Annotated in this window: 21 protein-coding genes and 1 tRNA gene; 10 read left to right on the top strand and 12 right to left on the bottom strand. The window is 45.9% G+C overall.

All coding sequences use genetic code 11. The features are described from left to right. Nucleotides 1–2: 2 nt before the first annotated feature. Nucleotides 3–965, bottom strand: coding sequence for an ornithine cyclodeaminase family protein (locus J7623_RS13350; RefSeq protein WP_291920801.1), 963 nt, complete (start codon nt 963–965; stop codon nt 3–5). Between the two features lie 215 nt (nt 966–1,180). Here J7623_RS13350 and J7623_RS13345 point away from each other — a divergent pair, with 215 nt between their 5' ends. Both J7623_RS13345 and J7623_RS13340 read left to right on the top strand, forming a co-directional pair. Continuing rightward, nucleotides 1,181–1,777 (top strand): Crp/Fnr family transcriptional regulator, encoded by a 597-nt coding sequence (locus J7623_RS13345; RefSeq protein ID WP_291920800.1) that lies wholly within the window; start codon nt 1,181–1,183, stop codon nt 1,775–1,777. Nucleotides 1,778–1,844: 67 nt separating this feature from the next. Then, a complete protein-coding gene (locus tag J7623_RS13340; RefSeq protein WP_291920799.1) occupies nt 1,845–2,312 on the top strand; it encodes a nuclear transport factor 2 family protein in 468 nt (155 codons plus the stop codon). A 128-nt stretch (nt 2,313–2,440) separates the two neighbouring features. Here the strand turns inward: J7623_RS13340 and J7623_RS13335 are convergent, their stop codons facing one another. Continuing rightward, nucleotides 2,441–2,950, bottom strand: a complete 510-nt coding sequence (locus J7623_RS13335; RefSeq protein WP_291920798.1) for a hypothetical protein — start codon at nt 2,948–2,950, stop codon at nt 2,441–2,443. 173 nt (nt 2,951–3,123) lie between these two features. Between J7623_RS13335 and J7623_RS13330 the strand changes: the two genes are divergently transcribed. Together J7623_RS13330 and J7623_RS13325 are read left to right on the top strand one after the other, a co-directional pair. Next, nucleotides 3,124–3,708, top strand: a complete 585-nt coding sequence (locus J7623_RS13330) for a cyclic nucleotide-binding domain-containing protein (protein WP_291920797.1) — start codon at nt 3,124–3,126, stop codon at nt 3,706–3,708. A gap of 57 nt (nt 3,709–3,765) precedes the next feature. Continuing rightward, complete coding sequence (locus J7623_RS13325) at nt 3,766–4,362, top strand: sugar O-acetyltransferase (RefSeq protein ID WP_291920796.1); 597 nt, start codon at nt 3,766–3,768, stop codon at nt 4,360–4,362. A gap of 97 nt (nt 4,363–4,459) precedes the next feature. Here the strand turns inward: J7623_RS13325 and J7623_RS13320 are convergent, their stop codons facing one another. Beyond that, nucleotides 4,460–5,152 carry a hypothetical protein gene (locus J7623_RS13320; protein ID WP_291920795.1) on the bottom strand — a complete coding sequence of 231 codons (693 nt, stop codon included), beginning with the start codon at nt 5,150–5,152 and terminating at the stop codon, nt 4,460–4,462. A gap of 330 nt (nt 5,153–5,482) precedes the next feature. On the opposite strand from J7623_RS13320, the gene J7623_RS13315 reads away from it, so the two are divergent. The 3 genes from J7623_RS13315 to J7623_RS13305 all read left to right on the top strand — a co-directional run bounded on the left by J7623_RS13315 (nt 5,483) and on the right by J7623_RS13305 (nt 7,485). Further along, the gene (locus tag J7623_RS13315) at nt 5,483–6,820 is read left to right on the top strand and encodes a hypothetical protein (protein WP_291920794.1); all 1,338 of its coding nucleotides are present in this window, start codon (nt 5,483–5,485) and stop codon (nt 6,818–6,820) included. Continuing rightward, a tRNA-Ser gene (locus tag J7623_RS13310) sits at nt 6,819–6,891 on the top strand. The genes J7623_RS13315 and J7623_RS13310 overlap by 2 nt, the downstream gene beginning before the upstream one ends. 225 nt (nt 6,892–7,116) lie before the next feature. Beyond that, on the top strand, nt 7,117–7,485 hold the full coding sequence (locus J7623_RS13305; protein WP_291920793.1) for a hypothetical protein: 369 nt from the start codon (nt 7,117–7,119) through the stop codon (nt 7,483–7,485). Nucleotides 7,486–7,545: 60 nt separating this feature from the next. Here the strand turns inward: J7623_RS13305 and J7623_RS13300 are convergent, their stop codons facing one another. From J7623_RS13300 to J7623_RS13285, 4 genes are read right to left on the bottom strand one after another with little or no spacing between them, the layout of a single operon-like run. Then, entirely contained in the window at nt 7,546–7,962 is a 417-nt protein-coding gene (locus J7623_RS13300) for an arsenate reductase ArsC (RefSeq protein ID WP_291920792.1), read from the bottom strand. A gap of 19 nt (nt 7,963–7,981) precedes the next feature. Beyond that, nucleotides 7,982–9,058, bottom strand: a complete 1,077-nt coding sequence (gene arsB / locus J7623_RS13295; RefSeq protein WP_291920791.1) for an ACR3 family arsenite efflux transporter — start codon at nt 9,056–9,058, stop codon at nt 7,982–7,984. Between the two features lie 52 nt (nt 9,059–9,110). Further along, nucleotides 9,111–9,950: an arsenite methyltransferase gene (locus tag J7623_RS13290; RefSeq protein ID WP_291920790.1), complete on the bottom strand. Its 840-nt coding sequence runs from the start codon at nt 9,948–9,950 to the stop codon at nt 9,111–9,113. A 55-nt stretch (nt 9,951–10,005) separates the two neighbouring features. Continuing rightward, entirely contained in the window at nt 10,006–10,335 is a 330-nt protein-coding gene (locus J7623_RS13285) for a metalloregulator ArsR/SmtB family transcription factor (RefSeq protein WP_291920789.1), read from the bottom strand. Nucleotides 10,336–10,446: 111 nt separating this feature from the next. On the opposite strand from J7623_RS13285, the gene J7623_RS13280 reads away from it, so the two are divergent. From J7623_RS13280 to J7623_RS13270, 3 genes are all read left to right on the top strand, one after another. Then, nucleotides 10,447–10,851, top strand: coding sequence for a hypothetical protein (locus J7623_RS13280; protein WP_291920788.1), 405 nt, complete (start codon nt 10,447–10,449; stop codon nt 10,849–10,851). A gap of 132 nt (nt 10,852–10,983) precedes the next feature. Beyond that, nucleotides 10,984–15,321: a CusA/CzcA family heavy metal efflux RND transporter gene (locus J7623_RS13275; RefSeq protein WP_291920787.1), complete on the top strand. Its 4,338-nt coding sequence runs from the start codon at nt 10,984–10,986 to the stop codon at nt 15,319–15,321. 13 nt (nt 15,322–15,334) lie between these two features. Then, nucleotides 15,335–16,468 carry an efflux RND transporter periplasmic adaptor subunit gene (locus tag J7623_RS13270; RefSeq protein ID WP_291920786.1) on the top strand — a complete coding sequence of 378 codons (1,134 nt, stop codon included), beginning with the start codon at nt 15,335–15,337 and terminating at the stop codon, nt 16,466–16,468. A 63-nt stretch (nt 16,469–16,531) separates the two neighbouring features. On the opposite strand, the gene J7623_RS13265 is transcribed toward J7623_RS13270, so the two are convergent. The 5 genes from J7623_RS13265 to J7623_RS13245 are packed head-to-tail and all read right to left on the bottom strand — an operon-like array spanning nt 16,532 to nt 23,831. Next, nucleotides 16,532–17,641, bottom strand: a complete 1,110-nt coding sequence (locus J7623_RS13265; RefSeq protein ID WP_291920785.1) for an efflux RND transporter periplasmic adaptor subunit — start codon at nt 17,639–17,641, stop codon at nt 16,532–16,534. Then, nucleotides 17,625–20,771: an efflux RND transporter permease subunit gene (locus J7623_RS13260; RefSeq protein WP_291920784.1), complete on the bottom strand. Its 3,147-nt coding sequence runs from the start codon at nt 20,769–20,771 to the stop codon at nt 17,625–17,627. The genes J7623_RS13265 and J7623_RS13260 overlap by 17 nt, the downstream gene beginning before the upstream one ends. Before the next feature lie 17 nt (nt 20,772–20,788). Continuing rightward, nucleotides 20,789–22,168 carry a TolC family protein gene (locus J7623_RS13255; protein ID WP_291920783.1) on the bottom strand — a complete coding sequence of 460 codons (1,380 nt, stop codon included), beginning with the start codon at nt 22,166–22,168 and terminating at the stop codon, nt 20,789–20,791. Nucleotides 22,169–22,195: 27 nt separating this feature from the next. Continuing rightward, nucleotides 22,196–23,374: a chromate transporter gene (locus J7623_RS13250; RefSeq protein ID WP_291920782.1), complete on the bottom strand. Its 1,179-nt coding sequence runs from the start codon at nt 23,372–23,374 to the stop codon at nt 22,196–22,198. After that, complete coding sequence (locus J7623_RS13245) at nt 23,364–23,831, bottom strand: chromate resistance protein ChrB domain-containing protein (RefSeq protein ID WP_291920781.1); 468 nt, start codon at nt 23,829–23,831, stop codon at nt 23,364–23,366. The genes J7623_RS13250 and J7623_RS13245 overlap by 11 nt, the downstream gene beginning before the upstream one ends. Between the last annotated feature and the right edge of the window lie 9 nt (nt 23,832–23,840).

The following is a 23,840-nucleotide window of genomic DNA, read 5'->3' as shown; positions in this document are numbered from 1 at the left end:
TCTTAAAAAGGAACGTTAGTGCCGATATTCCCCGCATTGGCAGCTTCGTATAATGCCTTCGCCATAAACAGGTCGAAAATGGCCATTCCTGCTGATTTGTATGCGGTGGTAGCCGTTACATCTATCTTCACTTCACCGGTTAAAATTTTCCCGATGGTAAACACATCTTCCTCCTGTAAAATTCCTTTCTTAAGCGGATTAATGATATCGCCGGTTTCAACCTTCGCAAACACAGAATCTATAGCCAGTTTCCCGGATAAACGAAAAACCTGGTCCGGTAATTCCTGCATGTCGGGCTTATAGGAGCCAATACTGATAAAGTGTTTGTTTTCCAGCAAATTCGCATCATCCGGTAACACCGGGGTAGCAGAGCGGCTGGCGGCAATAATTACTTTGGTATGTTGCAGGATGGTGATTACATCGTTGGAGGGGATTACCTCTACTGATGGAAACTGTTCCTGTAGCGCTTTGGTGAAAGCAGCCATACGTGCTGCAGATCTTTGCAGGCAATATATTTTTTTTACAGGCCTTACAGCACAGGCAAAAATAGCTTGTTGAATCCCCTGCACACCACAACCAATTAACCCAATGGTATCAATATCAGAAGGAGTCATATACTTAACACCTATCCCGCCCAATGCCCCGGTGCGTAAGGCTGTCAGCCTTGCAGCATTCATAATGGCCAGCGGGAAACCGGTTCGTGCATCATTCAGCAGCATCGCGCCATTGGTTACAGCCAATTCCCTGGCACTGTTTCCCGGTACAACAGATACCAGCTTGGTACCAAAATAGGTATCGGAAAAAGAAGGCATGGAAAGAAACGTGTTTTCTCCCCAGTCGATGTGCATACGTTTGGGAATGAGGCAACTGTTCTGCTCATAAGCGATGAGCGCAGCCTCCACAGTGGCTATCACTTCTTCTAATGAAAGAAGGTGTGCAATTTCCTGATCATTTAATACTAGCATTACAAATAGATAAAACGAATTGTATACAACTGGATATTTTAGTGGTATGAATGTATTAACTATTGCTATGGGAGTTCGCACCGATGTTAACCGGTTATTTGCTAAAATTAACCAGCATTTTGACTGGACACCAAATTTTAGGGATGCAGCATGCATCTGACCCTTCCATACGTAAATGATCAAAAGTGTTTATCTTTATTACTTAATCTACCATCTTGCATACATCCCTTCAAATATTTCGTGATGTGGTTAATAAGATCAGTCCCATCAGGGATAAGGATTGGCAATTGTGTGAGCCAGGCCTGGGATTCAGAACGTTAACCAAATCAGCTTTCTTTGTAGAAGAAGGAAAAGTATACCGCGAAATAGGATTTGTAGTAAAAGGATTACTGCGCTCTTATTACCTGGTGGATGGTGAGGAGATCAACACCGCCTTCTATATGGAAGGTCAATGGCCCAAAGCCTACCATAGCTTTCTTACTCAAACAGCCAGCAGGCTATGGATACAGGCACTCGAAGACACAGAACTAATAACCATCAGTTATAAACACCTGCAATACCTTTTTGCAAATAGCCCAGCCTGGGAAAGGTTCGGACGTATTGCAACCGAAAACCTGTATATAGGCTCACAACTACGCAGTGAAATGTTGCTGCTCGAAAAACCAGCAGAACGATATATCAACCTGGCCCAAACACAACCCCAATTACTGGAGCGCGTACCACTCTATCATCTGGCTTCCTACATCGGCATTAAGCAACCTTCTCTCAGCAGGATTCGCAGGAGGCTTGCAAAAGTTAATACCACCGTATAACGATTATAACCTGGGTTATAGAACCCACACTGCCACCTGCCTTACCTTCGGCAATAAAAAGATAGCTATGGAAAAAAAGATCCGGGCCATGCTCCTGCCATTATTACTCTTATTTCAATTCCAACTTCATGCACAAAATGAAAAAACAACCACCATGCAACAAACGATCATCCAATTGCACCGCAACATCATGAAAGCTGTCAAAGACAAGAATGGTGCCCCTTTGCAGGAATCATTGAAGAGTGATTTTATCTTCACCTCCGCTACTGCCGACCTATGGAACAAAGATAAATTCATCAACGGCTTTGCCTTGAATCCTTCTCTGCAGTTTCCTGAATTTGCACCACAAGACCAGCAGGTGATCATGAATGACCATGCAGCCGTACTCACCGCGCTCGTACACATTAAGATCGTTCGCGGCGCAGGTGCTGCACCCGAAGAATTGTGGGAACGTACCACCGAAACCTATGTAAAGGAACAAGGGGGATGGAAACTGCTGGCGCTTCATGCCACGTTTCTGCCACGGAAACAGTGATTCCTGGTTCAGTTAAAGGACCATTGGGTCTACTAAGCGCTTGTAAGCCCCTGCTTACAAGCTTCTTTAGTTTAGCAGGATCAGAGGCCAGACTTACTGTTAAGATAAGCTATAACCTGGGAGAAAATTTAATATACCGGTGCAAAGTTTATAATCTTCACAAGTTTTAAGACATAAGTAGGAATCATAGTATCTTTTCTCATCTTTAGATCTTCGATTTTCATTTGCTCCAGCTTTTCATCAGGAATTGTATCCGGGCAGAGCCTGTAATCAACATATCTATATGCCACCTGTTGTACCACATCATAATTCGCAGATTTCGTAGGTAACAACTTCCGCCAATTTGCTTTTTTATAATAGGGGATAACAACTCCCAAAGATGTTTTTAAATGCTGTGGGGCTCTGGTCATGTTAAACGAATCCAACATTTTATTGTTCCTCACGTGGAAAATTAAAGTTGTATAATCGCTACATAACTCAATTTCAGGAATGCCTTGTTCCTGATATTTCCAAAATACAGGGTTTAAAAATTTTTCTATAGCTGCATTTTCAACTTTTTTAATCTGGCTATATCCAGAATTAGTAACTACCAGGCAAACAAAAAGCAGTTTAATTAATTTATGGACATTTGGTACCATTGATTCCCATTTGATGATAAAGGTTAGTGTTGTCTATACTGTCCCGCGTGCTTTGAGGCATAGCCGCTTCTTCCTATCTTCACAAAATATTGAAAAAAAATGAGACCTTTAAATAAACCCGCGTACAATAACCAGGTGAGGGTACCACTCTATTGAAGAAATTATATAGCAAATTGACTGTAAGTAAAATAAAAAATATCATCACAGGAATCAGGCGTCACTATGATGTTTCGGATGCTTCTATTACCAGGCTGACGGCAAACCTGGAAGAATGCAACTATACCAGGGGCCATCTGCTTACAAGACCTGGCATAAGGGATTATTATATTTATTTCATTGAAGAAGGATGTACCCGTACCTACTTGCCTGTGAATGGAAAGGAAGTGACTAACTGGTTTAGTTGTGAAGGAGATATTACTTTTTCATCCACATCTTTTTATTATAAGCAACCTGCCTACGAATTTGTAGAGGTGCTGGAAAATGCCAGGATATATATTATCAGCATTGAAAAACTTGAAAAGCTGTTTGAAACTGATATTGAATTGGCAAACTGGGGCAGGGTAATTCACCAGGACGTATTATTTAAAATGCAGACATTACGGCTGGATCGACTCAATCTTACCGCGCAGGAACGTTATGATAAATTTTGCTTAGAGAATCCTACTCTTTTAAACCGTGTAAATCTGGGTTATATCGCATCATTCCTTGGCATAACGCAGCAATATTTAAGTAATTTAAGAGGCCAGGCCCGATTTTAAGATAGATTAAAAAATATCTCTCAAAAGGATTTTACTTTTGATTCATAATTACATGAAATGAGATCTGAACTGGAAAAATGCCTTGACGGACAACTGTTTAATACGTCTGATCCTGAAATTTTAGCTATCATACATAAAGCACGGGAATATACAAGAGAATATAATTCCACTCCCAGCGCCGATGCTTCAGGCCGAAAAAAAATATTGTCAGCGCTGTTTAATAAAATCGGGACCAACGTAAATATTGATACGCCGTTCTACTGTGATTATGGCAGGCATATTTCTATTGGCAATAACGTTATTATTAACATCAATTGTACTTTCGTTGATTGCAATAAAATTGATATAGGCAACAATGTTTTGATTGCTTCTAATGTTCAGATATATACTGCTACACACCCGGTGGAAATGCGGGATCGATTGGTAGACGATTGGAAAGATGATGGAAAAACCCCTTATTTCCGCACGTTCGCGTTACCAGTTAAAATAGAAGATAATGTCTGGATCGGAGGGGGAGTAATCATATTACCTGGCGTAACCATTGGCGAAAATTCGGTCATCGGCGCGGGTAGTGTTGTTACCAAATCTATCCCGAAAAACTGCGTAGCCTTTGGTAATCCATGCCGGCCTGTACGTTCTATCAATAAGTCATAATTTAAGGGCACGTGCTATGAGAAAAGCAATAATGCGGCGATTTGATGGTTTGAGTGAAGCCAACAAGGTTATCCTTGGCCGAGGCCACGGGCGCGCATCAGGCAATGCTTTGTAAAAAGGCGGTTACCAGTTTATGCGGATGTTCCGTTGTAGAATTATCTTGAGGCACAAAAAGTGTTGCGATAAAAAAACGGTGCTCACTGAGCTCCAGTATCCTTGCTTCTTTTGACGCATCGGTTCCTACCACCTTAAAGCCGCGGGTATCAAGCAAATCCTGGTATTCAGGATTGAGCCCGAAGTTGCAGTAGTATTTTTCTTTTATCTGGTCTGTGCCAAATACCTGGTAGGTTTGCGACTGCCTGTCAGTAAGATTAATTTCAAGTGTTTGCCCCGCCAGGGAGCAGCTTAGCGGATTCACTACCAGTTTGGAGGCGTAAGGGTCGTATTCTGCATGCTCCGCATCTTTGATATCCAGTACATTCCGGGCGAATTCAATCACCATGTGCTGGAAACCGCCACAGGTGCCAAAAGTAGGCATGTTATGCTCCCGTGCAAATTTGATCAGCTTCAATGCGCCTGTCATACTTTTATACGGGCTGCCCGGCGCGATCCAGAAACCGCTGTATTCCTTCGTTATCGCTTCAAAATTACTTTCGATGATATCTGTAGAAATCCATGCTGCCACCAGGTCAAGGCCGAATTTATTTTTCACCTGCTCGATGGCGGTGTTGGTAGCTGCATGTGGTCTGAAAGTTTCATTGAAATCACCGATGATAGCTAGTTTAGCCATGGGTTGAAATTTTCTTCTATAGATAGATGTGGTTAAATTATGTAGTTGACTACATTTATTTCAAAGGTATATTTTTATTGTTGAAATAAACCTGCATTTAAAAAAAATATTTTTATGTAGGAAGAAGAAGCTCATCGGTGTTTAAAGACAACGTTCTTTAAAACCAAGGCACAAAATCTAATACGTTTTAAGAACAGTAAGGGAATTTTTTTTAAAAAAAAGTTTAACTGCGCAGTTCAGTTGCGCAGTTGATGGTGCATATTTGCATTGTAGCCGTTAAACGCTGTTCGTTTTAATGAGATACATTTACATTTAAAACACAGATTCCCCATGTCACTGGAAGCATTATACGAAACAATCCACCTTCGCAAAAGGCCGGAAGATGTAGCGGTCCTGATACAGGACGTACTGGACGGGCAACTTAACGAAGAGGAAATAAAAGTATTGCAAAGGGCTGTTTCATCGGCTTTGCGCTATACGGTTTGGCAGTATACTTCCATGCTGGAGCAGTTTGCCAAAGTAGTGGGGGCGGAAAAACAGGTAAATAAAGCGATTGAGCTATTTAAGTTAGATAGGAGTGTAGTAGTGGGCGGTTATGACGATCCGAAAGCAGTAGCAGCGTTTATAGATAAGGTGAGTCCCATGATACATAAAAACCCGGGATTCAATAACTATGAAACGGACCGCCTGAACCGCGAACAAAGAGAGGCGGCAGGCTTAGATATTTCCAAACGGAGGTATAATAAACTGTTCCGTTGTTTGCGTCGGCTGGAGAAAAAACTGAACATCCTTATCCGGGAACATCAGAAGAGTTTTTTCCAGCGGACAGGAAAACATGCGTTTGCAGAAGATATCAGCCGGGAAGATTTTATGTCAGATATAAACAGCGCGTGTTTTATCGCCTATTATACGGCCCGGTGTAATCTACGGAGTGAATTTACAGTGAATGGCCAGCAACGGCCTTACGATGAGATTGCCGACATGCTCTTAAAGCGTTGCCAGGAAGCGCCGCAGGCTGCCAACTGGTGGGCTATTTCGCAGGTATATACCCAACCGGTTGTACTGGAAAAATTAACAGGCGATCAGCAGGGCGTTTTACTGGGCAAGTGGACATCACTATTGGAGCAGGTGGCAGGCTTTTTAGGAACACTGTGGGCACAGAATAATTTTAACAGCGCAACGATGGTAGTACGGCCTGGCAATGATTCTACTACATGGAACAATACAGCCGGCGCCTGGAACAAAGCAAGGGACAGTTGGATAAATCTGCTGTATGCACTGGGAATGGAGTTTGTGCTGGATGATGTATGCCCGGGAAAGGTAATGCGCTTAATAGCAGCAGATGTTGCGGCGATGCACTACCTGCAGGGTAGCAGGCAAGATCCGAATATAGCAGTGTGGAACCGGCTTCCCTTCCCCTGGGAGGTGTTTTCCGGGAAAGCCGCCTGTTCCCGTTCAAGGGTAGAAGCTGCGTGTAAGTTTGAAGGACTGCATCCGGAAAAATCCGGATGGATCGCGCCAAGAGAACATGGCGTTGTCACTTTTCGGGCTACTCCTGAACTTGTGCATGGTGTAACCATTTCCAATCCTTATCTTGCGAAAGTATTGAAGCAGCATAAATATTTTTCCGGGAAAGATGTAAAACCATTTTCACCCGAACAAAATTGACGGAGTAGTTCAGTGGTAGAGCTTCCGGCACGATATCCGGATAGACGCAGGTTCGAGCCCTGCCTCCGTTTTTTTAATATTTCATTTTCCAAACAAGAAAAGGATATCTCAAATTTTTGAGATATCCTTTTTCTTGTTTGGAAATCGCTTTTAACTACCGCATACTTAAATTGACCTGTTCATTACTGCATTGTTTAAGCTGGCCACCCCGCGTTACAAATCTGTTAAACCTGTAAATACCATTAATTTTTTCCCTTTATCCGTTGTCTAACAAGCGTACTTAAACCAATAAAGTTATGAAACGGATATTCTTACTGGTATTTCTACTGTCAGCAATAGGTGCCAGTGCTTTTGCAAACGTACCGGGCGGACACTTCAGAGGTGGTTACAGGCACAGTACAATCATTATTAACGGTGGTTACGGCTACGGTTACTATAACCCATTCGGTTTCTATTATGGCTACCCGTGGTATTCAGCACCGGCAATGCCTACAAAGCTAGATATGCAGATAGCGGATATCAGGAATGATTACGCGGATAAAATCAAATCTGTGCGACTGGACAACAGTCTTTCCCGCCAGGAAAAACGGGAACAGATTAAGGAATTTAAACGGGACCGGAAGATGGATGTGATGAATGCGGAACGGAATTATTATAAGTCATAAGACAAAATCCTGGAAGGGCGTTTACCACTTGGCAACAACGGGTAAACGCCCTTTTTTATGCTAGTGTAAGTTGGTGGCTACAAAGGATTGCATGTAGTCTTTAATCACCTGGCGCACGGTTCTGAACTGTTGCATGATCTCTTCCTCCGTTCCGGTAGCTTTGGCAGGATCAGGGAAATTCTCATGGAATTTTTGCGCGGTGGTGGGGAAGAACGGGCATCTTTCTTTTGCATTGTCACATACAGTAATAACGAAGTCGAAAGGGATGTCCTGGTACTCAGTGATATTGTTGGAGGTATGGCCCGAAATATCGATGCCATCTTCTGCCATCGTAGCAATGGCCCTCGGGTTGACGCCATGTGTTTCTACACCTGCGCTATACACTGCCGCCTTATCTCCGGCGAAGTATCTTAAATAGCCTTCTGCGATCTGGCTGCGGCAGCTGTTGCCGGTACAAAGGACAAGGATTTTTTTCATATTATCAGGTGTTGAAGATTTAAGCTTTTATTGCAGCAGGGGAAGCGTTGTACCATTTCTTCCGGAGCCAGAAGGCCACGTTTACCAGGGCGATGAGTGCGGGTACTTCTACCAGCGGTCCTATTACACCTACGAAAGCCTGACCGGAGTTGATGCCAAACACACCAATGGCAACTGCAATGGCCAGTTCAAAATTGTTGCCCGCTGCAGTAAAGGCAATAGCCGCATTCCTGGAATAATCGGCGCCCATTGTTTTCCCCAGCAGGAAACTGACGAAAAACATAATGGCAAAATAGATCAGCAGCGGGATAGCTATCCTGATAACATCAAATGGTATCTGCACAATCAGTTCTCCTTTAAGGCTGAACATTACTATGATGGTAAACAGTAATGCTATTAACGTGATTGGTGAAATGAAAGGGATATACTTTTCCTGATACCATTGTTCTCCTTTCCATGCGATAAGACCGTAACGGCTGATAATGCCGGCTGCAAACGGAATCCCCAGGTAGATACCAACACTTTTAGCGATTTCTCTGATAGATACAGCTACAGTAATACCTTTCATACCGAAAATGGTCGGTAGCCAGGTGATAAAGAGATAGGCGTATACGCTATACAATAACACCTGGAAGATGCTATTTAATGCCACCAGGCCGGCTGCATATTCGCGATTACCGTCTGCCAGTTCATTCCACACGATGACCATTGCGATACAACGTGCCAGTCCAATCAGGATAAGACCGGTCATGTACTCCGGATAGCCATGCAGAAACAGGACTGCTAACACGAACATAAGGATAGGACCAACTACCCAGTTCAGTACCAGGGAAGCGGATAGTACTTTTGTATTCCGGAATACTTCGCCCATATTTTCATATTTCACTTTGGCCAACGGTGGATACATCATCAGGATTAACCCTACTGCCAGCAGTATATTGGTGGTGCCGGAAGAAAAGGAATTAATGAATCCTGAAGAGGATGGAAAGAAATATCCGATACTGACGCCGATGGCCATTGCCAGGAATATCCATAGGGTGAGGTAACGGTCCAGGAAACCAAGTTGTTTACGCTGGGCTGGATTACAGTTTTGCATGATGTAGTAGTCGATATTTTCTAAATGACTGAAATATTATTCGGTTATCTTATCAGCAACAACCCGGAGCACAACAAGCCGCATCAGCCGGTTTTTCTGCATATACCGTAATGCTGTAGATGCCCGTGTCTCCTGAACGGAAGGCCGCAATTTCTTCAGCACTCAGATAATTGGAAAGAATATCATCCGGGATGGTGATGGTTTTTTCTTTTTGGATGGTTATGTTTTTGAAGCCGTTGTTGTTGATCATATCCAGGTATTCCTGCTTCTGTACAGCGCCCGATACACAACCCGCATACATTTCAGCAGCCCGCTGAATACTGGCAGGTAAGGCGCCTTGCAATACGATGTCAGAAATACTGAAGTGGCCACCGGGTTTCAGCACACGGAAAATTTCTTTGATCACGCCATTTTTATTAGGCACCAGGTTCAATACGCAATTGCTGACAACTACATCTGCTACATTGGCTGTTACCGGCATTTTCTCAATATCGCCCTGGCGGAATTCCACATTGTTGAAATTCAGTTTCTCTGCATTGGCGCGTGCTTTTTCAATCATGGCAGGTGTAAAGTCGATACCTATTACCTTTCCCGCTTCTCCTGTTTCCTGCCTGGCAATGAAGCAATCATTACCGGCGCCGGAGCCTAAATCAATGACGGTATCTCCTTTTTTGATATGGGCAAATTGTGTTGGTAAACCACATCCCAGGCCCAGGTCGGCATCCGGATGATATCCTTCCAATGTGGAATAGTCGTCACTCATGATATGGTATACTTCGGTAGAGCAGCAGCCGGAACCGCAACAGGAAGATTCATTGGTAGCCTTGTCCTGTAAAGCGATTTCACTGTATTTCTGTTTTACCAGTTCCTTCATTTGTTCTTCAGTGGTCATGATATAACAATTATTGTATTATTGCAATATTGCGATATATTTGAGTAAAAAAATATTAGCAGCAGGAAGTTTGCAGGTCTACGTCTTTAAAGAAGGCGTTGAATAATTCTTTGTACTGCTTCCAGACCTTTGGATTAATGCAGTAGCATACACTGGCTCCTTCAATAGCACCTTGTATTATCCCCGCTATTTTCAGCTCTTTGAGATGCTGGGAAGTGGTAGCCTGAGCAAGGCCCAGTTCCTCTACCAAATCACCGCAAACGCAGGCATTCTTCTTCACCAGGTATTGCAGGATGGCAATACGGGCCGGGTGGGCCAGCGCCTTCGCCATTGCTGCTATTTCATTCTGCTGTTTCGTGAATAGATCGGTCTTTGTTGCGCCCATATGATGATCTTTATCTTATATCGCAATATTACGATTATATGGCGAGATGTCAAATTTTTTTTACGCCTGGAGAGAAATAACCTGCATCACCTGTTGTCATTATCCTTATATATGAAGCTCCTGCCATCTTTTTCAAAAAAGAATTTCTATATTTACGCCATGCATTCATGGATCAGCAAAATATGGTTAATGGTGGCTGTAATAGTAATTACAGGACATAGCCTTATCGTTCATGATCATGACCATTTGTTAAGGCATGATTCCAGCCGCCTGGAGAAAAGTAATCATCATGGTTTGTTTGATCTGAACCTCATTGATCATTCCTATATGGACGATCACGCAGATCATTCCCTGCTGCATGCAGACCACGTGGTGTTGACCAGCCAGGTAAGCCTGCCGGAAATCATCAGCTACCCGGTCCAGAAAACCAGTTACCAGCTGAAGCAGGAGTTTCCGCCACCACAACAACATTATTCTTTTTCTGCGCTGCGAGCGCCCCCCAGCCCCCTTATCTGATGCTGCCATCGGCATATCAGTGTGTCATTACTTCTCTGAACCGCTACTGTAGCGGGTATTCATATTTTCCGATTTAGTATTTTATACTTGTGTAGCTGCATGCAGCTACAGACGGTATTTTAATGATTCAATATGTTGAATAAAATCATTGAGTTTTCCATCCGCAATAAGCTCGTGGTGGGACTATTGGTGCTGGGTCTTATTGGGTATGGTATCTTCGAGATAACCAGGCTCCCCATTGATGCAGTACCCGATATTACGGATAACCAGGTGCAGGTAATTACCATTACTCCCTCTTTGGGTGCACCTGACGTAGAACGGTTGATTTCCTTTCCTATAGAACAGGCCAATAGCAACATCCCCGGCTTGCATAAGATCAGGAGCTTTTCCCGCTTCGGATTGTCGGTGGTAACAATTGTTTTTGATGATGACGTTGATGTTTACTGGGCCCGGCAACAGGTAACGGAACGGCTGCAGGAAGTACAAAGTCAGATCCCTTCCGGCTTTGGAGCACCTAAGTTAGCGCCCGTAACTACCGGGCTGGGAGAAATCTATCAATATGCCATCAGGCCTGAAAAAGGCTATGAAAACCGGTACTCTGCGATGGACCTGCGTACCATACAGGACTGGATAGTGAGACGGCAGCTATTGGGTGTAAAAGGAGTGGCAGATGTAAGTAGCTTCGGGGGATTCCTGAAACAATATGAAATAGCTGTGGAGCCTGCGAAGCTGAAGTCTTACGGCATCACCATCAGTGATGTTTTCAATGCATTGCAAACCAATAACCAGAACACCGGCGGCGCCTACATTGAAAAAGGACCTACGGTACTTTTTATCCGCAGCGAGGGATTGGTAGGTACTGAGGAAGATATTAAAAAGATAGTTGTAAAGAACACCGCTAATGGCACGCCTTTATTGATAAAAGATATTGGAGAAGTGAGGATCGGACATGCCACCCGTTACGGCGCAATGACATATAACGGTGAACGGGAAGTATCTGGGGCAGTAGTGATGATGCTGAAAGGCGCTAACAGCAACGAGGTAGTTAAGAATATTAAAACAAGGGTAGCACAGATCCAGAAAACACTGCCGGAAGGAGTGGTAATAGATGCGTTCCTCGACAGAACTAAAATGGTGAATAATGCCATCGGCACAGTAGAAAAAAACTTACTGGAAGGCGCATTGATAGTGGTGTTTGTGCTGGTGCTGTTTTTGGGCAACTTCCGGGCGGGCCTGCTGGTGGCCTCTGTAATCCCGCTGGCGATGCTGGTAGCGGTCATCATGATGAACATTTTTGGTGTAAGTGGTAACCTGATGAGCCTGGGCGCGCTGGACTTCGGGCTGATTGTAGACGGTACGCTCATCATCGTAGAGGCGTGTATGTTCCGCCTGCATCATCATCAGCAATCACGGGTCACACAACGGGAAATGGACGACCTGGTACTGGAAACCTCTGGCAGGATGCGCAATGCAGCCGTTTTCGGGGAACTGATCATCCTGATTGTATACCTGCCCATTTTTGCGCTGGCAGGAGTGGAGGGCAAAATGTTTAAGCCAATGGCCCAAACAGTTGCCTTTGCATTGTTCGGCGCTTTCCTGCTTTCCCTCACTTATGTGCCAATGATGAGTGCATGGGTACTCAGCAAAAAGATACCCTCTAAACTATCCTGGTCCGATCGCATGATGGAGAAGCTGCAGCATCGTTATCATCGTATGCTGAACCGCGCACTGGGCTATCCCAAAGTAATGATTGGTACTGCCGGGGTGCTGCTGGTGGCAGCAGTGATAGTGCTCAGCCAGTTGGGAGGAGAGTTTATACCACGACTGGAAGAAGGTGATTTTGCGGTGGAAACGCGTGTGCTGACAGGTAGTAATCTTAGTACCTCTACCACCGCCGTTTCGCAGGGAGCGAAAATCCTGCTGGCCAAATTTCCGGAGGTAGAAGAAGTGGTCGGCAAAACAGGCAGCAGTGAAATACCAACAGATCCTATGCCAATAGATGCCAGTGATATGATGGTCATCTTAAAAGATAAAAAAGAATGGACATCTGCAAAAACATTTGATGAGCTTACGGCGAAAATGTCAAAGGAATTAGAAGCGGTACCGGGTGTAACTTTCGGATTCCAGTACCCTGTGCAGATGCGCTTCAATGAACTAATGACCGGTGCCCGGCAGGATGTTGTTTGTAAAATATATGGAGAAGACCTGGACAGCCTGGCTGTTTTGGCAAACCGGCTCGGCGCCATTGTCACATCAGTGAAAGGAGCTGCTGATCTCTATGTAGAAACGGTAACAGGTATGCCGCAGATCGTGATTCAATATAACCGCGATGCCATTGCACAGTATGGGCTGAACATCGCGGATATTAACCGGATTGTAAATACTGCTTTCGCGGGCCAGAGCAGCGGATTGGTGTATGAAGGAGAAAAGCGCTTCGACCTCGTGGTGCGCCTGAATGGGCAGCAACGAAAACAACTTTCCGATGTGCAAAACCTGCTCATCCCTACCGCTCGCGGCGAACAAATTCCGCTGTACCTCGTAGCCAAAGTAGCCATTGAGGAAGGGCCCAACCAAATTCAGCGCGAAGATGCGCAACGCCGCATTATTGTTGGCTTTAATGTTCGCGGTCGTGATGTACAGACAGTGGTAGCCGAATTACAAAAGAAGGTAACGGCGAAAATAAAACTGCCGCCAGGGTATTATGTCACCTATGGCGGTGCTTTTGAGAACCTGGAAGCGGCTAAAAAACGATTGGGTATTGCTGTTCCGGTAGCATTGCTGTTAATTTTCCTGATGTTGTATTTTGCTTTTAGCAGCATCCGGCAAGGGCTGTTGATTTATTCCGCCATCCCATTGTCCGCCATTGGTGGGATCTTTGCCCTGGCGTTACGCGGGCTCCCATTCAGTATTTCTGCGGGAATTGGTTTTATCGCTTTGTTTGGGGTGGCCGTGCTGAATGGCATTGTGTTGATCGCTGAATTTAACCGCCTACAAAAAGAAGGGCTGACAGATGTACGGGATATTGTGCTTAAAGGTGCAAGTGTACGCCTGCGCCCTGTGCTCATGACAGCTTCCGTGGCATCTCTCGGCTTCCTGCCGATGGCATTGAGTAATGGGGCAGGGGCAGAGGTGCAACGTCCATTAGCGACAGTGGTAATCGGGGGACTGGTAGTGGCCACTTTCCTGACCCTGTTTGTGCTGCCTGCGTTGTATGTTATCTTTGAAAAAAAGCACCTGGCCAAACTGGCGAAAGGGACCGCATTATTGCTGTTACCATTCCTTACACTGCTGGCTCCAAAGGCGCAGGCACAACAGCCCATTGCATTGCAGACGGCTATCGACAGCGCCATGGCGCATAACCTGGGTATCCGTAATCAGCAATTGAATGCTGATTATCTTCAGAAATTAAAACAATCTGGCTGGGATCTGAACCAGACAATGGTTACCGGTGAATACGGAAAAATAAACAGTGCTTACAACGATAATAAATTTGGTATTTCACAATCGATTAAATTTCCTACCATCTATAGCAGGCAGAAAATGCTGTTGCAGGAGGAATGGAAAGAAGGCACCCTGAATGTGGTATTGAAACAGACGGAATTAAAAAGACAAGTTACACAGGTGTACTACCAGATGTTGTACCTGCGTAGCAAAAAAGGGCTGCTGAATTACACGGATAGCGTATATGCCGTATTCCTGGACAAAGCCACCCAGCGCTTTAAACTAGGTGAAAGCAACCTGCTGGAAAAGACTACCGCAGAAACACAACGCGGACAAATAGCGCAGCAATTAAAACAGCTGCAACAGGACTATGGCATTCTGCAGGCGAGGTTAAAAGTACTGTTAAATACCACCACCGATATCGAACCGGCAGATGATCCACTTAAAATAGCTATGCCCTCGCAGGTTGATACCACAGCACTTTCAAAGCATCCGTATGTGCAACTGCTGGCCCAGCAGCTGCAAACCAGCCAGTCGAAATATAAGCTGGAAAAATCCCGCTTGCTGCCGGATCTCCTGGTTGCCTACAATAATATGACGATGCGCGGAATGGGAGCCGATGACCGTGTATACACCGGCAGTACGCGCTTTCAGTCGGCACAGGTAGGCGTTGGCATTCCTCTTTTCTTTGGCGCACAAAAAGCGAAAATCAATGCGCAAAAGGTAAACCAGGAAATAGCCGAAAATAATTTTCAAACAGGGCTTCAAAGTGTACAACTACAATATGAAGAGGCGGGCAAACAGTTTGAAAAAGGACTACAGGCGGTAAACTATTATGAACAGACCGGTTTGCCGAATGCGGAAACAATCATAGCAACTGCCCAGCAGCAGTTCATTGGAGGTGATATCAGTTATCTCGACTGGGTAGTATTGAACAACCAGGCATTCAGCCTGAAGAATGAATACCTGGATGCAGTGAATCAGCTCAACCTGTCCATCATCGATATAAATGCTTTACTAAACAGATAAACTCTTTGAATAAATGAAACGGTACCTTATTGCAATAATTACTTTGAGTACATTGATGGCTTGTCACAGCGGACCGCAGCCGGAAGAAAAAGCTGCCGCAACAGGGAAGGAGGGGCTCATAGAACTATCGGCAGACCAGGTGAAGAATGCGGGCATAGCTACTGCAGGCCTGGAGAAACGACGCATTTCTACTGTTATAAAGGTAAACGGACAGATTGATGTTCCTCCCCAGAATATGGTGAGCATTAGCTTTCCGCTGGGTGGTTTTCTGAAGTCGACCAGTTTGTTGCCTGGTATGTATGTCAATAAAGGCAGCGTAATTGGTGTGATGGAAGATCAGCAATTTATACAACTGCAACAGGACTATCTTACATCTGCCGCCAGGCTGGAATACCTGGAGAAAGAGTTTACCCGCCAACGTGAACTGAACAAAACGAAAGCTACCAGTGATAAGTTATTTGAGCAAACAGCTGCAGAGTTTAAAAGTCAGCGTATCCTCAACAAATCGCTGGCAGAGAAGCTACAGCTGATTGGCATCAATGCTGCCCGTTTGAACGAAGACCATATTTCCAAAAGTGTAAATATCTATGCTCCCATCAACGGCTTTGTGTCCAAGGTAAACGTGAACATCGGAAAATTTGTGAATCCTGCTGATGTGTTGTTTGAGATCGTAAACCCGGAGGATATTCACCTGGCTTTGACCGTGTTTGAGAAAGATGTAAACCGGCTCGCCATCGGGCAAACTGTAATCGCTTATACCAATACAGACCCCGAAAAGAAATATACCTGTAAGATTATCCTGATAGGAAAAGACTTGTCATCTGAGCGGAGTGTGCAGGTGCATTGCCACTTTGAGCGGTATGATAAATCCCTGATACCAGGTACTTTTATGAATGGAGAAGTAGAAACAGTAGCCGACAGTAGCTGGTCGTTACCGGAAGATGCAGTAGTGCGTTTTGAGAATAAGGAGTTTGTTTTCTGTAAGCGGGATGCCCGCATTTTTGAAATGCTTCCCGTGAAAACAGGCAATCATGAAAACGGATTTGTAGAAATTATGGTAGATGGAGCTGATAACCTGTTGAAAAAAGAATTTGTAACGAAGGGCGCCTACTCGCTGTTGATGAAGGTGAAGAATACGGAAGAATAATTAAGTTGATACCGGGGCAGGGTAAACGTTTTTACCCTGCCCCGGTACCAGGGTATTTTGAACTTATTTTTTAATGACCCACAACCCGGTGCTGCCTGGCTTCCGCTCGTCAGTTGCTTTTTTCAATAGCGTATCCCCGGGAGTAACATTGCCGAATATTTCTACGCCGGCATCAACCGTCATTCCCTGGCGGACATCTACCCATTCTGCTTTTCCATCCTTTACACGAATAACAAATTTCTTTTCCTGTGTGGTAGCCACCGAGGAGAACGGCACCACGAAAGAAGGCGTATTCCTTTCCAGCGGGATTTTTACGTAACAGAAAGCACCTGCTTTTAACCGGTGGTCGTTGTTGTCAACCCTGAATTCCCAGAGTTCGGTGCGGGTAGCCGGATCTATGGTTTCGGATTTGCGGGTTAGCACCGCTTTAAAGCGCTCAGTGGGATAAGCATCTACCCTGAAGTCAATATTTTTCAGGCTTCCGGCAGTAGCTACATATATTTCGGGAACGGCTACACGTAAACGGAGTACGTTGTTATTTTGTACTGTCAGCAGTGTTGCATTGGTACCAACCAGTGCCCCGGGATCTGCGCTACGGGCGGTAATAACGCCGTCGAATGGCGCGATGATATAAAGATACCCAGACACTGCTTTATAGGATTGCGCCTGTCGCCCTGCAGCTGCAAAGGTGGCGCTATCGGCCAGCATTTGGTTACGGCTGCGTTCCAGGTCTACCGGCGCCACAATGCCAGGGGTATTGGCTTGTGATGCACGATACAATCTTTCAAAATTATCTTTGCTGGAAGTCCATTTCGATTTAGCTGCCTGCAGGGCGGCTTCTGATTCGGCCAACCGGCTATTAACTTCCGGCGCTTCAATCACTGCCAGCACCTGGCCTTTCTTTACACGGTCGCCCATGTCTACCTTCATTTCTTTCACAAAGCCCTGTACTTTGGCAAACAGCACGGCATTTTCATAGGGGACCAGTTCCGCGGTAAATTCCGCTGTTTTTTTCAGCGTGTCCTGTTTCAGGATGAATACCGGCACGGTGTCAGCAGCAGGTGTATTGGCAGCCGCATCCAGCGCCGGAGTATGATTGCCACAGGCCGAAATAAGCAGCAGTAAAGAAATAGAAGCGATGATCCGCATATACATTTTAGGATTGTTTGTCATGGTAAATACTTTTTTCATCATCTGGATCCAGTGATACGTATTGATATGCTTTTCTTCCAGCCACCCACTGATACACATGTGGAAGAAAGAACAGTACACTAATGGAAGAGAAGAGGAGGCCTCCGATTACGGCAATGCCTAATGGCGCAGTTTGATCACCACCTTCCGACAGCCCCAATGCCATGGGAATCATGCCTGCAATCATTGCGGCGCTGGTCATCAGGATAGGACGCAGCCTGTTTGTTGCAGCCTCTAACTGCGGATATGCTACGTTGTTTTTCCGGTAGTGTTCTGCGTTGGTGATGAACAATACCGCGTTGGCAATGGCTACGCCCACCGCCATGATGGCGCCCATATAAGATTGTATATTCAACGAGTTACGCGTCAGGTATAAAAACAACAACGAACCGGCTACCACCGCAGGAATGATAGATAGCACGGTGAAGGCTACACGGAATGATTGAAAGTATACGGCCATCACCAGGAAGATCACTACGATGGCAATCAACAAGCCAAACTGTAAGCTGGTAAGGGTTTCCTGCAACAACGAAGGCTGGCCGCGCAAAAGAATTTTAGCTCCGTTGGGCAGTTGTCCCATATCTGCTATGACTTGCTTCACCTGTTTAAATACAGTACCGAGATCCTGCTGATGAACATTGGCAGTGATGGTGATATACCGTTGCTGGTTCAACCGGTCGTATTCTCCGGGCATCGTTACCCGCTTCCAGCTGGCCACTTCACTCAGGTAGTGGGTACTGCCATTTCCACCGGAAACAGGGATTGCTTCCAGCCGGCTTGTACTGTTCATGGTGAATTCAGGATATTGTACCTGCACCTGGTAAGCGGTACCGGTGGCTTTGTCCAGCCAGTAGTTAGGCGTAGTGAAACGACTGGAGGAGGTAGCGGCCACCGTTGATCTGGCAATTTGTTCGCTGGTTAGCCCTAACTGTCCTGCTTTTACACGATCTACTTCTAAACGGATGGCTGGGTAATCCGTAGGCGTGGCTATCTGTAGATCCCGCAGGGAAGCAATAGCAGACAGCTTTTTAACCAGTTGCTCTGCAGTTTTTTTGCCTTCTCCCAAATTTTTATTGACTACGGCAATTTCTATTGGATTGGTACTACCGAGATTCAATACCTGCTCCACGATATCGCCTGGTTCAAATGATAATTTTGCGCCGGGAATAGCAGCCATCGCTGCAGTTCTCATCTTCTCCCGGAATGTGGCAATAGGCATGGCGCCGCGTTTGAGCTTTATTTTCAGCACGGCTTCCTGTGGCCCGCTTGTCCATAGGTGAATGTAGTTAACGGGATAGCTGGAAGGCTGTGTCCCGATAAAAGCAGAAGTGATGGCTACGTTTTGTTTTCCGGCAATGCTGTCCGTGAGCGATAACAATTTCCGGGTGGCATCTTCTGTTCTCTCAAACCGGGTACCTACCGGCAAACGCAGGCGTACCTGCGTTTGGCCGCTATCTGTCCGGGGAAACAATTCGGTGCCTGTAAAGACGAAAAGCAGTATCGCTAATCCTGTGGATATAAGCAGGAACAACACCGTATCCAGGCGGAAGCTGGATTTCCGGCGGTCACCGGCGGAAACGTAGCGACGTTTTAACCGATCGAAAAATCCATGCGCTGTTCTTTCCTGCCCGGAAAGTGACGTTTTAAATAACCAATTTGCTACTACCGGTACAAATGTTTGTGATAAAAGAAAAGAGGCAATCATCGCAAATCCAACTGCCAGCGACAACGGCATAAACATCGCGCGGGGAACGCCACTCATAAACATGGCAGGAACAAACACCGCCAGGATGCTCAACAGGATCAATAATTTGGGTCCTGCTATTTCCATGCTAGCATCAGCAATAGCACGGGCTTTGGTTTTACCGGCTTCCATATGCCGGTGGATATTTTCTATAGTCACCGTAGCTTCATCTACCAAAATACCAACAGATAATGCCAGCCCTCCCAAAGTCATGATATTGATAGTTTGCCCGGTCAGGTATAGTAAGATGGCGGAGGTAAGCAGCGCCAATGGAATGGTCATGATTACGATGAGCGCACCCCGTTTATCGCCAAGGAAGAGCAGTACCATTAATCCCGTAAGAATAGCTCCCAGTCCTCCTTCAAACAACAGGCTTTTCAATGAATTGATCACGTAGCCGGATTGATCGAAGGCATAAGTTACTTTAATATCGGCAGGTATGGCGGCCTGCATATCCGGCAGCGCTGCTTTCACCCGCTGTACTACGTCCCAGGTGGATGCATCGGCTCTTTTGGTAACAGGGATGTATACAGAGCGTTTGCCATTCACCAATGCGTAGCTGGTGGTTACATCTGCACCAAGACTAACATTGGCAATGTCTCTTACATATACTGTTGGTCCTGCGCCTAACTGCAGCGGTGTGTTCTGTAAGTCCTGCAGGGATTCAATCACACTGTTTTGTGGCGTGATATAGGTAGAATCACCAATACGCAGGTTGCCAGCCGGTGATATCGTATTTGATTTCGCAATGGCTTGTACTACCTGGTCAGGAGCCAGGTTATAGCTTCTTAGTTTATCCGGATCTATGGTGATGAGCACTGTTTTCTGGTTCCCGCCAAAAGGTGGTGGTGCAGATACACCCGGCAGCGTGGCGAACATTGGACGAACGCGAAACAAGGCCAGGTCAGATATTTCACTCAGGGAGCGGCTGTCGGAACTAAATACCAGTTGGCCTACCGGAACACTGCCGGCATCAAAGCGGGTAATAAAAGGAGGTACAGTACCTGGTGGCATAAACGCCCTCGCACGGTTCACATATCCTACTACTTCGGCCATGGCCTGGCTCATGTCGGTGCCTTCGTTAAATTCAATTTTAATCAGGGCAGCACCTTGTATGTTCCGGGAGTCTACAGATTTTACACCTGTGATATAAAGGAAATGATATTCGTAGTAGGAGGTGACAAAACCTTCCATCTGCTCTGGTGATAGCCCTCCGTAAGGCTGTGCCACATACACTACCGGGAGGCCCAGTCGCGGGAATATATCCACCTTCGCCTGGCGGATGGAGAGGTAAGAGAAAAAAACAATAGACAAAACAGCCACGAGGATGGAGACCGGATGCCGTAATGCCGAGCGGATTAGCTTCATGATATTAGCTTATGTCGTTATTTCAGATTGTCTGTAAAGGTGGATAGCTGGCCGTTTGCTACTGCGATATCCAACAGGGAACGCCAGGCCTGCAGGAAAGCGCCGGCCTCTCCGGTTTCTGCTTTCAGTAAGTCATATTGCCCCTGAATTAACCGCGTGAAGTCGATCAACCCACTGGCGTAACTCAGCTTTAAGCCGTCGAAAGCAAAACGGGCAGCCTTCGACTGTATCAGCGCCTGTTGTGTAATCAGGATATTCTGATCATAGTTGTACCGGGCGGCTGCTTTCTGCTTTTCCAGGTTTAAGCGGATTTGATCCAGTTGTGCATCATCAGCTTTGAGCATTGCGCTGTATTGCTTCTTTTTCAGTTGTACGTCTGAAAATTGAAGAATGGGAAAATTGATCTGCACACCAACGCCATAATTTTTATGGGAAAGCGACCAGCCTGCTGCTTTATCAACAGTACCACCGGCGTTCACGCCGGAGCCTCTTGCATACGCATTGGCCCACAAATCGAGCTTTGGCCGCCAGCCGCGCGAAATTTCTTTCAGCGAGCTTTGTGTAAATTCTTTCTTTACCTGGTAGTATTGATATACCGGGTTACCGGATGGACCGGCAATGGTATCGCTCATTTGTGGTAACTGGCTGAGCAGCGACGTATCTGCCAGCAGAATATTTTCAGGAGAGTCGGGCAATCCCGTTACCCGGGTCAGTTCTGTTACCTGTGCGTAGTATTGTCGCTGTACAATCAACAGATCCGTTTTTGCCTGTGCTAACGCCGATTGATATTGTGTAGTGTCAATACCGGGGCGTAATCCTTCTCTCGTAAAAACCAGCGATTGCTGCAATCCTGTGTTGGTACGGTCAATGTTGGCCTGGTATGTTTGCATCAGCTTTTGCAGGTACACGGCATCCAGGTAAACGGATAGCGCGGTATACTGCTGGCGAAACAGTACATCGTTATAAGTGCTGTTGGCCAGTTTATATTGCGCAGCAGCCTTTTCAATGGCGGCGCTTCTTTGTCCAAACGTGATGGGATTCCATTTTACCATAGCGCCGGCAGCGGTACCGGGTACGGGATCATAAATATTACCGGCAGAAGGCGGACCGCTGATAGGCAGTATCAATCCAGGGTAACTCATACCGGTGATATTGTTGTAGGTGGCGTATCCTGCCTGGTACCCAATATTCACATCAGGCAACAGGGTGTTCCTGGCCAGCTTCACGTTATACTGACTGCTCCTGGCCTGCTCTTCATAAGACCTCATCTGCGGCTGGGAGGATTGGACGAGTGTCAGCACATCCCTGATGTGCAGCGACTTCGTTTGTGCATACACGTTGTAGGACAGTAGGAGGGCTGTACCCAGTATCATGTTCTTTTTATAAGAAGCATTCATTCAACAAATATTTATAGCAAGCGGTGTTTATGTTTTCAAAAGTGTTTTCAGTAGCAATCCGATAGCAGCCCCGGCTAAAATAATAATTGGCTCCGGTATTTTTTTGAATCGCCAGAGAACAAACGCTGTTATTAACGCAATAGTAATAGTATATACATCTATGAGTGATCTCTTTGCCAGTACAATCACTGCCCCTGAAATGGCACCAATCGCTGCCGCCGTAACACCATCAACAAAGGCTTTGATACCGGGATGTTTACCATATTTTCTAAAATACGGTGCCGGTAGTACGGTAAACAGGTAGCAAGGAAAAAAAGTTCCAAATGCTGCCACACAGGCGCCCGGGAAGCCGGCTGTTAGATATCCGATAAAGCCCACTGTTATCACTACTGGCCCGGGCGTGATCATTGCCACTGCAACGGCATCCAGGAATTGTTGTTCATTCAGCCAGCCATATTCTTTTACCACGCCGCCGTAGAGGAATGGAACGATCGCGAGACCACTGCCAAATACAAAAGCGCCCGCTTTCGTAAAGTAAAACAATATTTGCCAGAGCGTTTTACCGGAGGTAGCAGCGGGGATATTCAATAATATGGGTGGTAGGAGTAATTTGGGGCTCCTGGCGGCTTTGCGAAGAAAAGATAGTATGCCAGGCGGCGCTTTTAAAAACCAGTAAAGTACTCCCGCGCCAAGAAATAACCAGATGTTTTCGTTTTCCTGCCATACGGTATACACTGCAGCCAGGATATATATCGTCATCAGCACCTTACTGCTGCCAACAGATTTGCGGGTCAGTTTCCAGGCACTGGTGCCGATGATACCAATTACAGCTGCGCCTACACCATAAAAAACGGCCTGCATCCATGGAATGCCCTGCCAATGGACATAGATAAATCCAAGCGCCAACACCATCAGGAAGGAAGGCAGTACAAATGCCAGTCCGGCGAGTGTAGCCCCCAGCAGGCGATAGTGAACATACCCGAGGTATATCCCCAGTTGCGCGGCTAAAGGGCCGGGAGCTAATTGCGCCAGTGTTAAGCCCTCTTTATACTCTTCCTCGCTGATCCATTGTTTATCTTCCACCAGGTCGCGGTGCATATAACCAGCAAGGGCAACGGGGCCACCGAAGCCCCAGGTACCCAGTTTTAAGAAATAGCCGATAAGGTCACGCAGGCTATACGGCGCTGTTGCTTTATTACTGTTCATTTTGAGGGGATGTTTGAGTCCAGTTATGTTTCTCAGTTTGCCGGTACTTCGCCCAACTGTAAAGGGCATCGTACATTTTTTTGCCGATCTCCAATAGTTCGTAGTCATCGGGGTGGTTATACGACAGACCGGCGGAGATTGCCCATAGTCCTGCTGCCTGCGGCGCCAGGTCAAAACGGTCGGTATCAGCAGCGCGAACGATGACCGCTAATTGTTGCAGTACGGGATCATCCGGTTTATATCTTTTAATGAAGTAATCGAACGAACAGTATTCTCCTTCGTGGGAGTGTTCCACGCCGGGGATATCAAAGGGAATGGCATTATATTCCTTTGCTTTTTTGAGTACCTGGTCGGTGGGTACATAGATGATTTCCGCATCGGGATCGATAAAGCGGGATATCAGCCACGGACAGGCGATGCGGTCTATTTTCGGATGCTCACGCGTAATCCATTTCATGGTGTTGGA

The organism is Chitinophaga sp. (assembly GCF_017745275.1).
Lineage (GTDB): Bacteria > Bacteroidota > Bacteroidia > Chitinophagales > Chitinophagaceae > Chitinophaga.
This window is presented reverse-complemented; position numbering and strand designations above follow the sequence as displayed.

Excerpts from the sequence above, each read along its gene's own strand:
- J7623_RS13275 (WP_291920787.1), top strand. The coding sequence starts at position 10,984 with ATGTTGAATAAAATCATTGAGTTTTCCATCCGCAATAAGCTCGTGGTG.
- J7623_RS13280 (WP_291920788.1), top strand. The coding sequence starts at position 10,447 with ATGAAGCTCCTGCCATCTTTTTCAAAAAAGAATTTCTATATTTACGCC.
- J7623_RS13265 (WP_291920785.1), bottom strand. The coding sequence starts at position 17,641 with ATGACAAACAATCCTAAAATGTATATGCGGATCATCGCTTCTATTTCT.
- J7623_RS13260 (WP_291920784.1), bottom strand. The coding sequence starts at position 20,771 with ATGAAGCTAATCCGCTCGGCATTACGGCATCCGGTCTCCATCCTCGTG.
- J7623_RS13335 (WP_291920798.1), bottom strand. The coding sequence starts at position 2,950 with ATGGTACCAAATGTCCATAAATTAATTAAACTGCTTTTTGTTTGCCTG.
- J7623_RS13315 (WP_291920794.1), top strand. The coding sequence starts at position 5,483 with ATGTCACTGGAAGCATTATACGAAACAATCCACCTTCGCAAAAGGCCG.
- arsB (WP_291920791.1), bottom strand. The coding sequence starts at position 9,058 with ATGCAAAACTGTAATCCAGCCCAGCGTAAACAACTTGGTTTCCTGGAC.
- J7623_RS13245 (WP_291920781.1), bottom strand. The coding sequence starts at position 23,831 with ATGAAATGGATTACGCGTGAGCATCCGAAAATAGACCGCATCGCCTGT.
- J7623_RS13285 (WP_291920789.1), bottom strand. The coding sequence starts at position 10,335 with ATGGGCGCAACAAAGACCGATCTATTCACGAAACAGCAGAATGAAATA.
- J7623_RS13350 (WP_291920801.1), bottom strand. The coding sequence starts at position 965 with ATGCTAGTATTAAATGATCAGGAAATTGCACACCTTCTTTCATTAGAA.
- J7623_RS13255 (WP_291920783.1), bottom strand. The coding sequence starts at position 22,168 with ATGAATGCTTCTTATAAAAAGAACATGATACTGGGTACAGCCCTCCTA.
- J7623_RS13305 (WP_291920793.1), top strand. The coding sequence starts at position 7,117 with ATGAAACGGATATTCTTACTGGTATTTCTACTGTCAGCAATAGGTGCC.
- J7623_RS13300 (WP_291920792.1), bottom strand. The coding sequence starts at position 7,962 with ATGAAAAAAATCCTTGTCCTTTGTACCGGCAACAGCTGCCGCAGCCAG.
- J7623_RS13340 (WP_291920799.1), top strand. The coding sequence starts at position 1,845 with ATGGAAAAAAAGATCCGGGCCATGCTCCTGCCATTATTACTCTTATTT.
- J7623_RS13250 (WP_291920782.1), bottom strand. The coding sequence starts at position 23,374 with ATGAACAGTAATAAAGCAACAGCGCCGTATAGCCTGCGTGACCTTATC.
- J7623_RS13270 (WP_291920786.1), top strand. The coding sequence starts at position 15,335 with ATGAAACGGTACCTTATTGCAATAATTACTTTGAGTACATTGATGGCT.
- J7623_RS13320 (WP_291920795.1), bottom strand. The coding sequence starts at position 5,152 with ATGGCTAAACTAGCTATCATCGGTGATTTCAATGAAACTTTCAGACCA.
- J7623_RS13325 (WP_291920796.1), top strand. The coding sequence starts at position 3,766 with ATGAGATCTGAACTGGAAAAATGCCTTGACGGACAACTGTTTAATACG.
- J7623_RS13290 (WP_291920790.1), bottom strand. The coding sequence starts at position 9,950 with ATGACCACTGAAGAACAAATGAAGGAACTGGTAAAACAGAAATACAGT.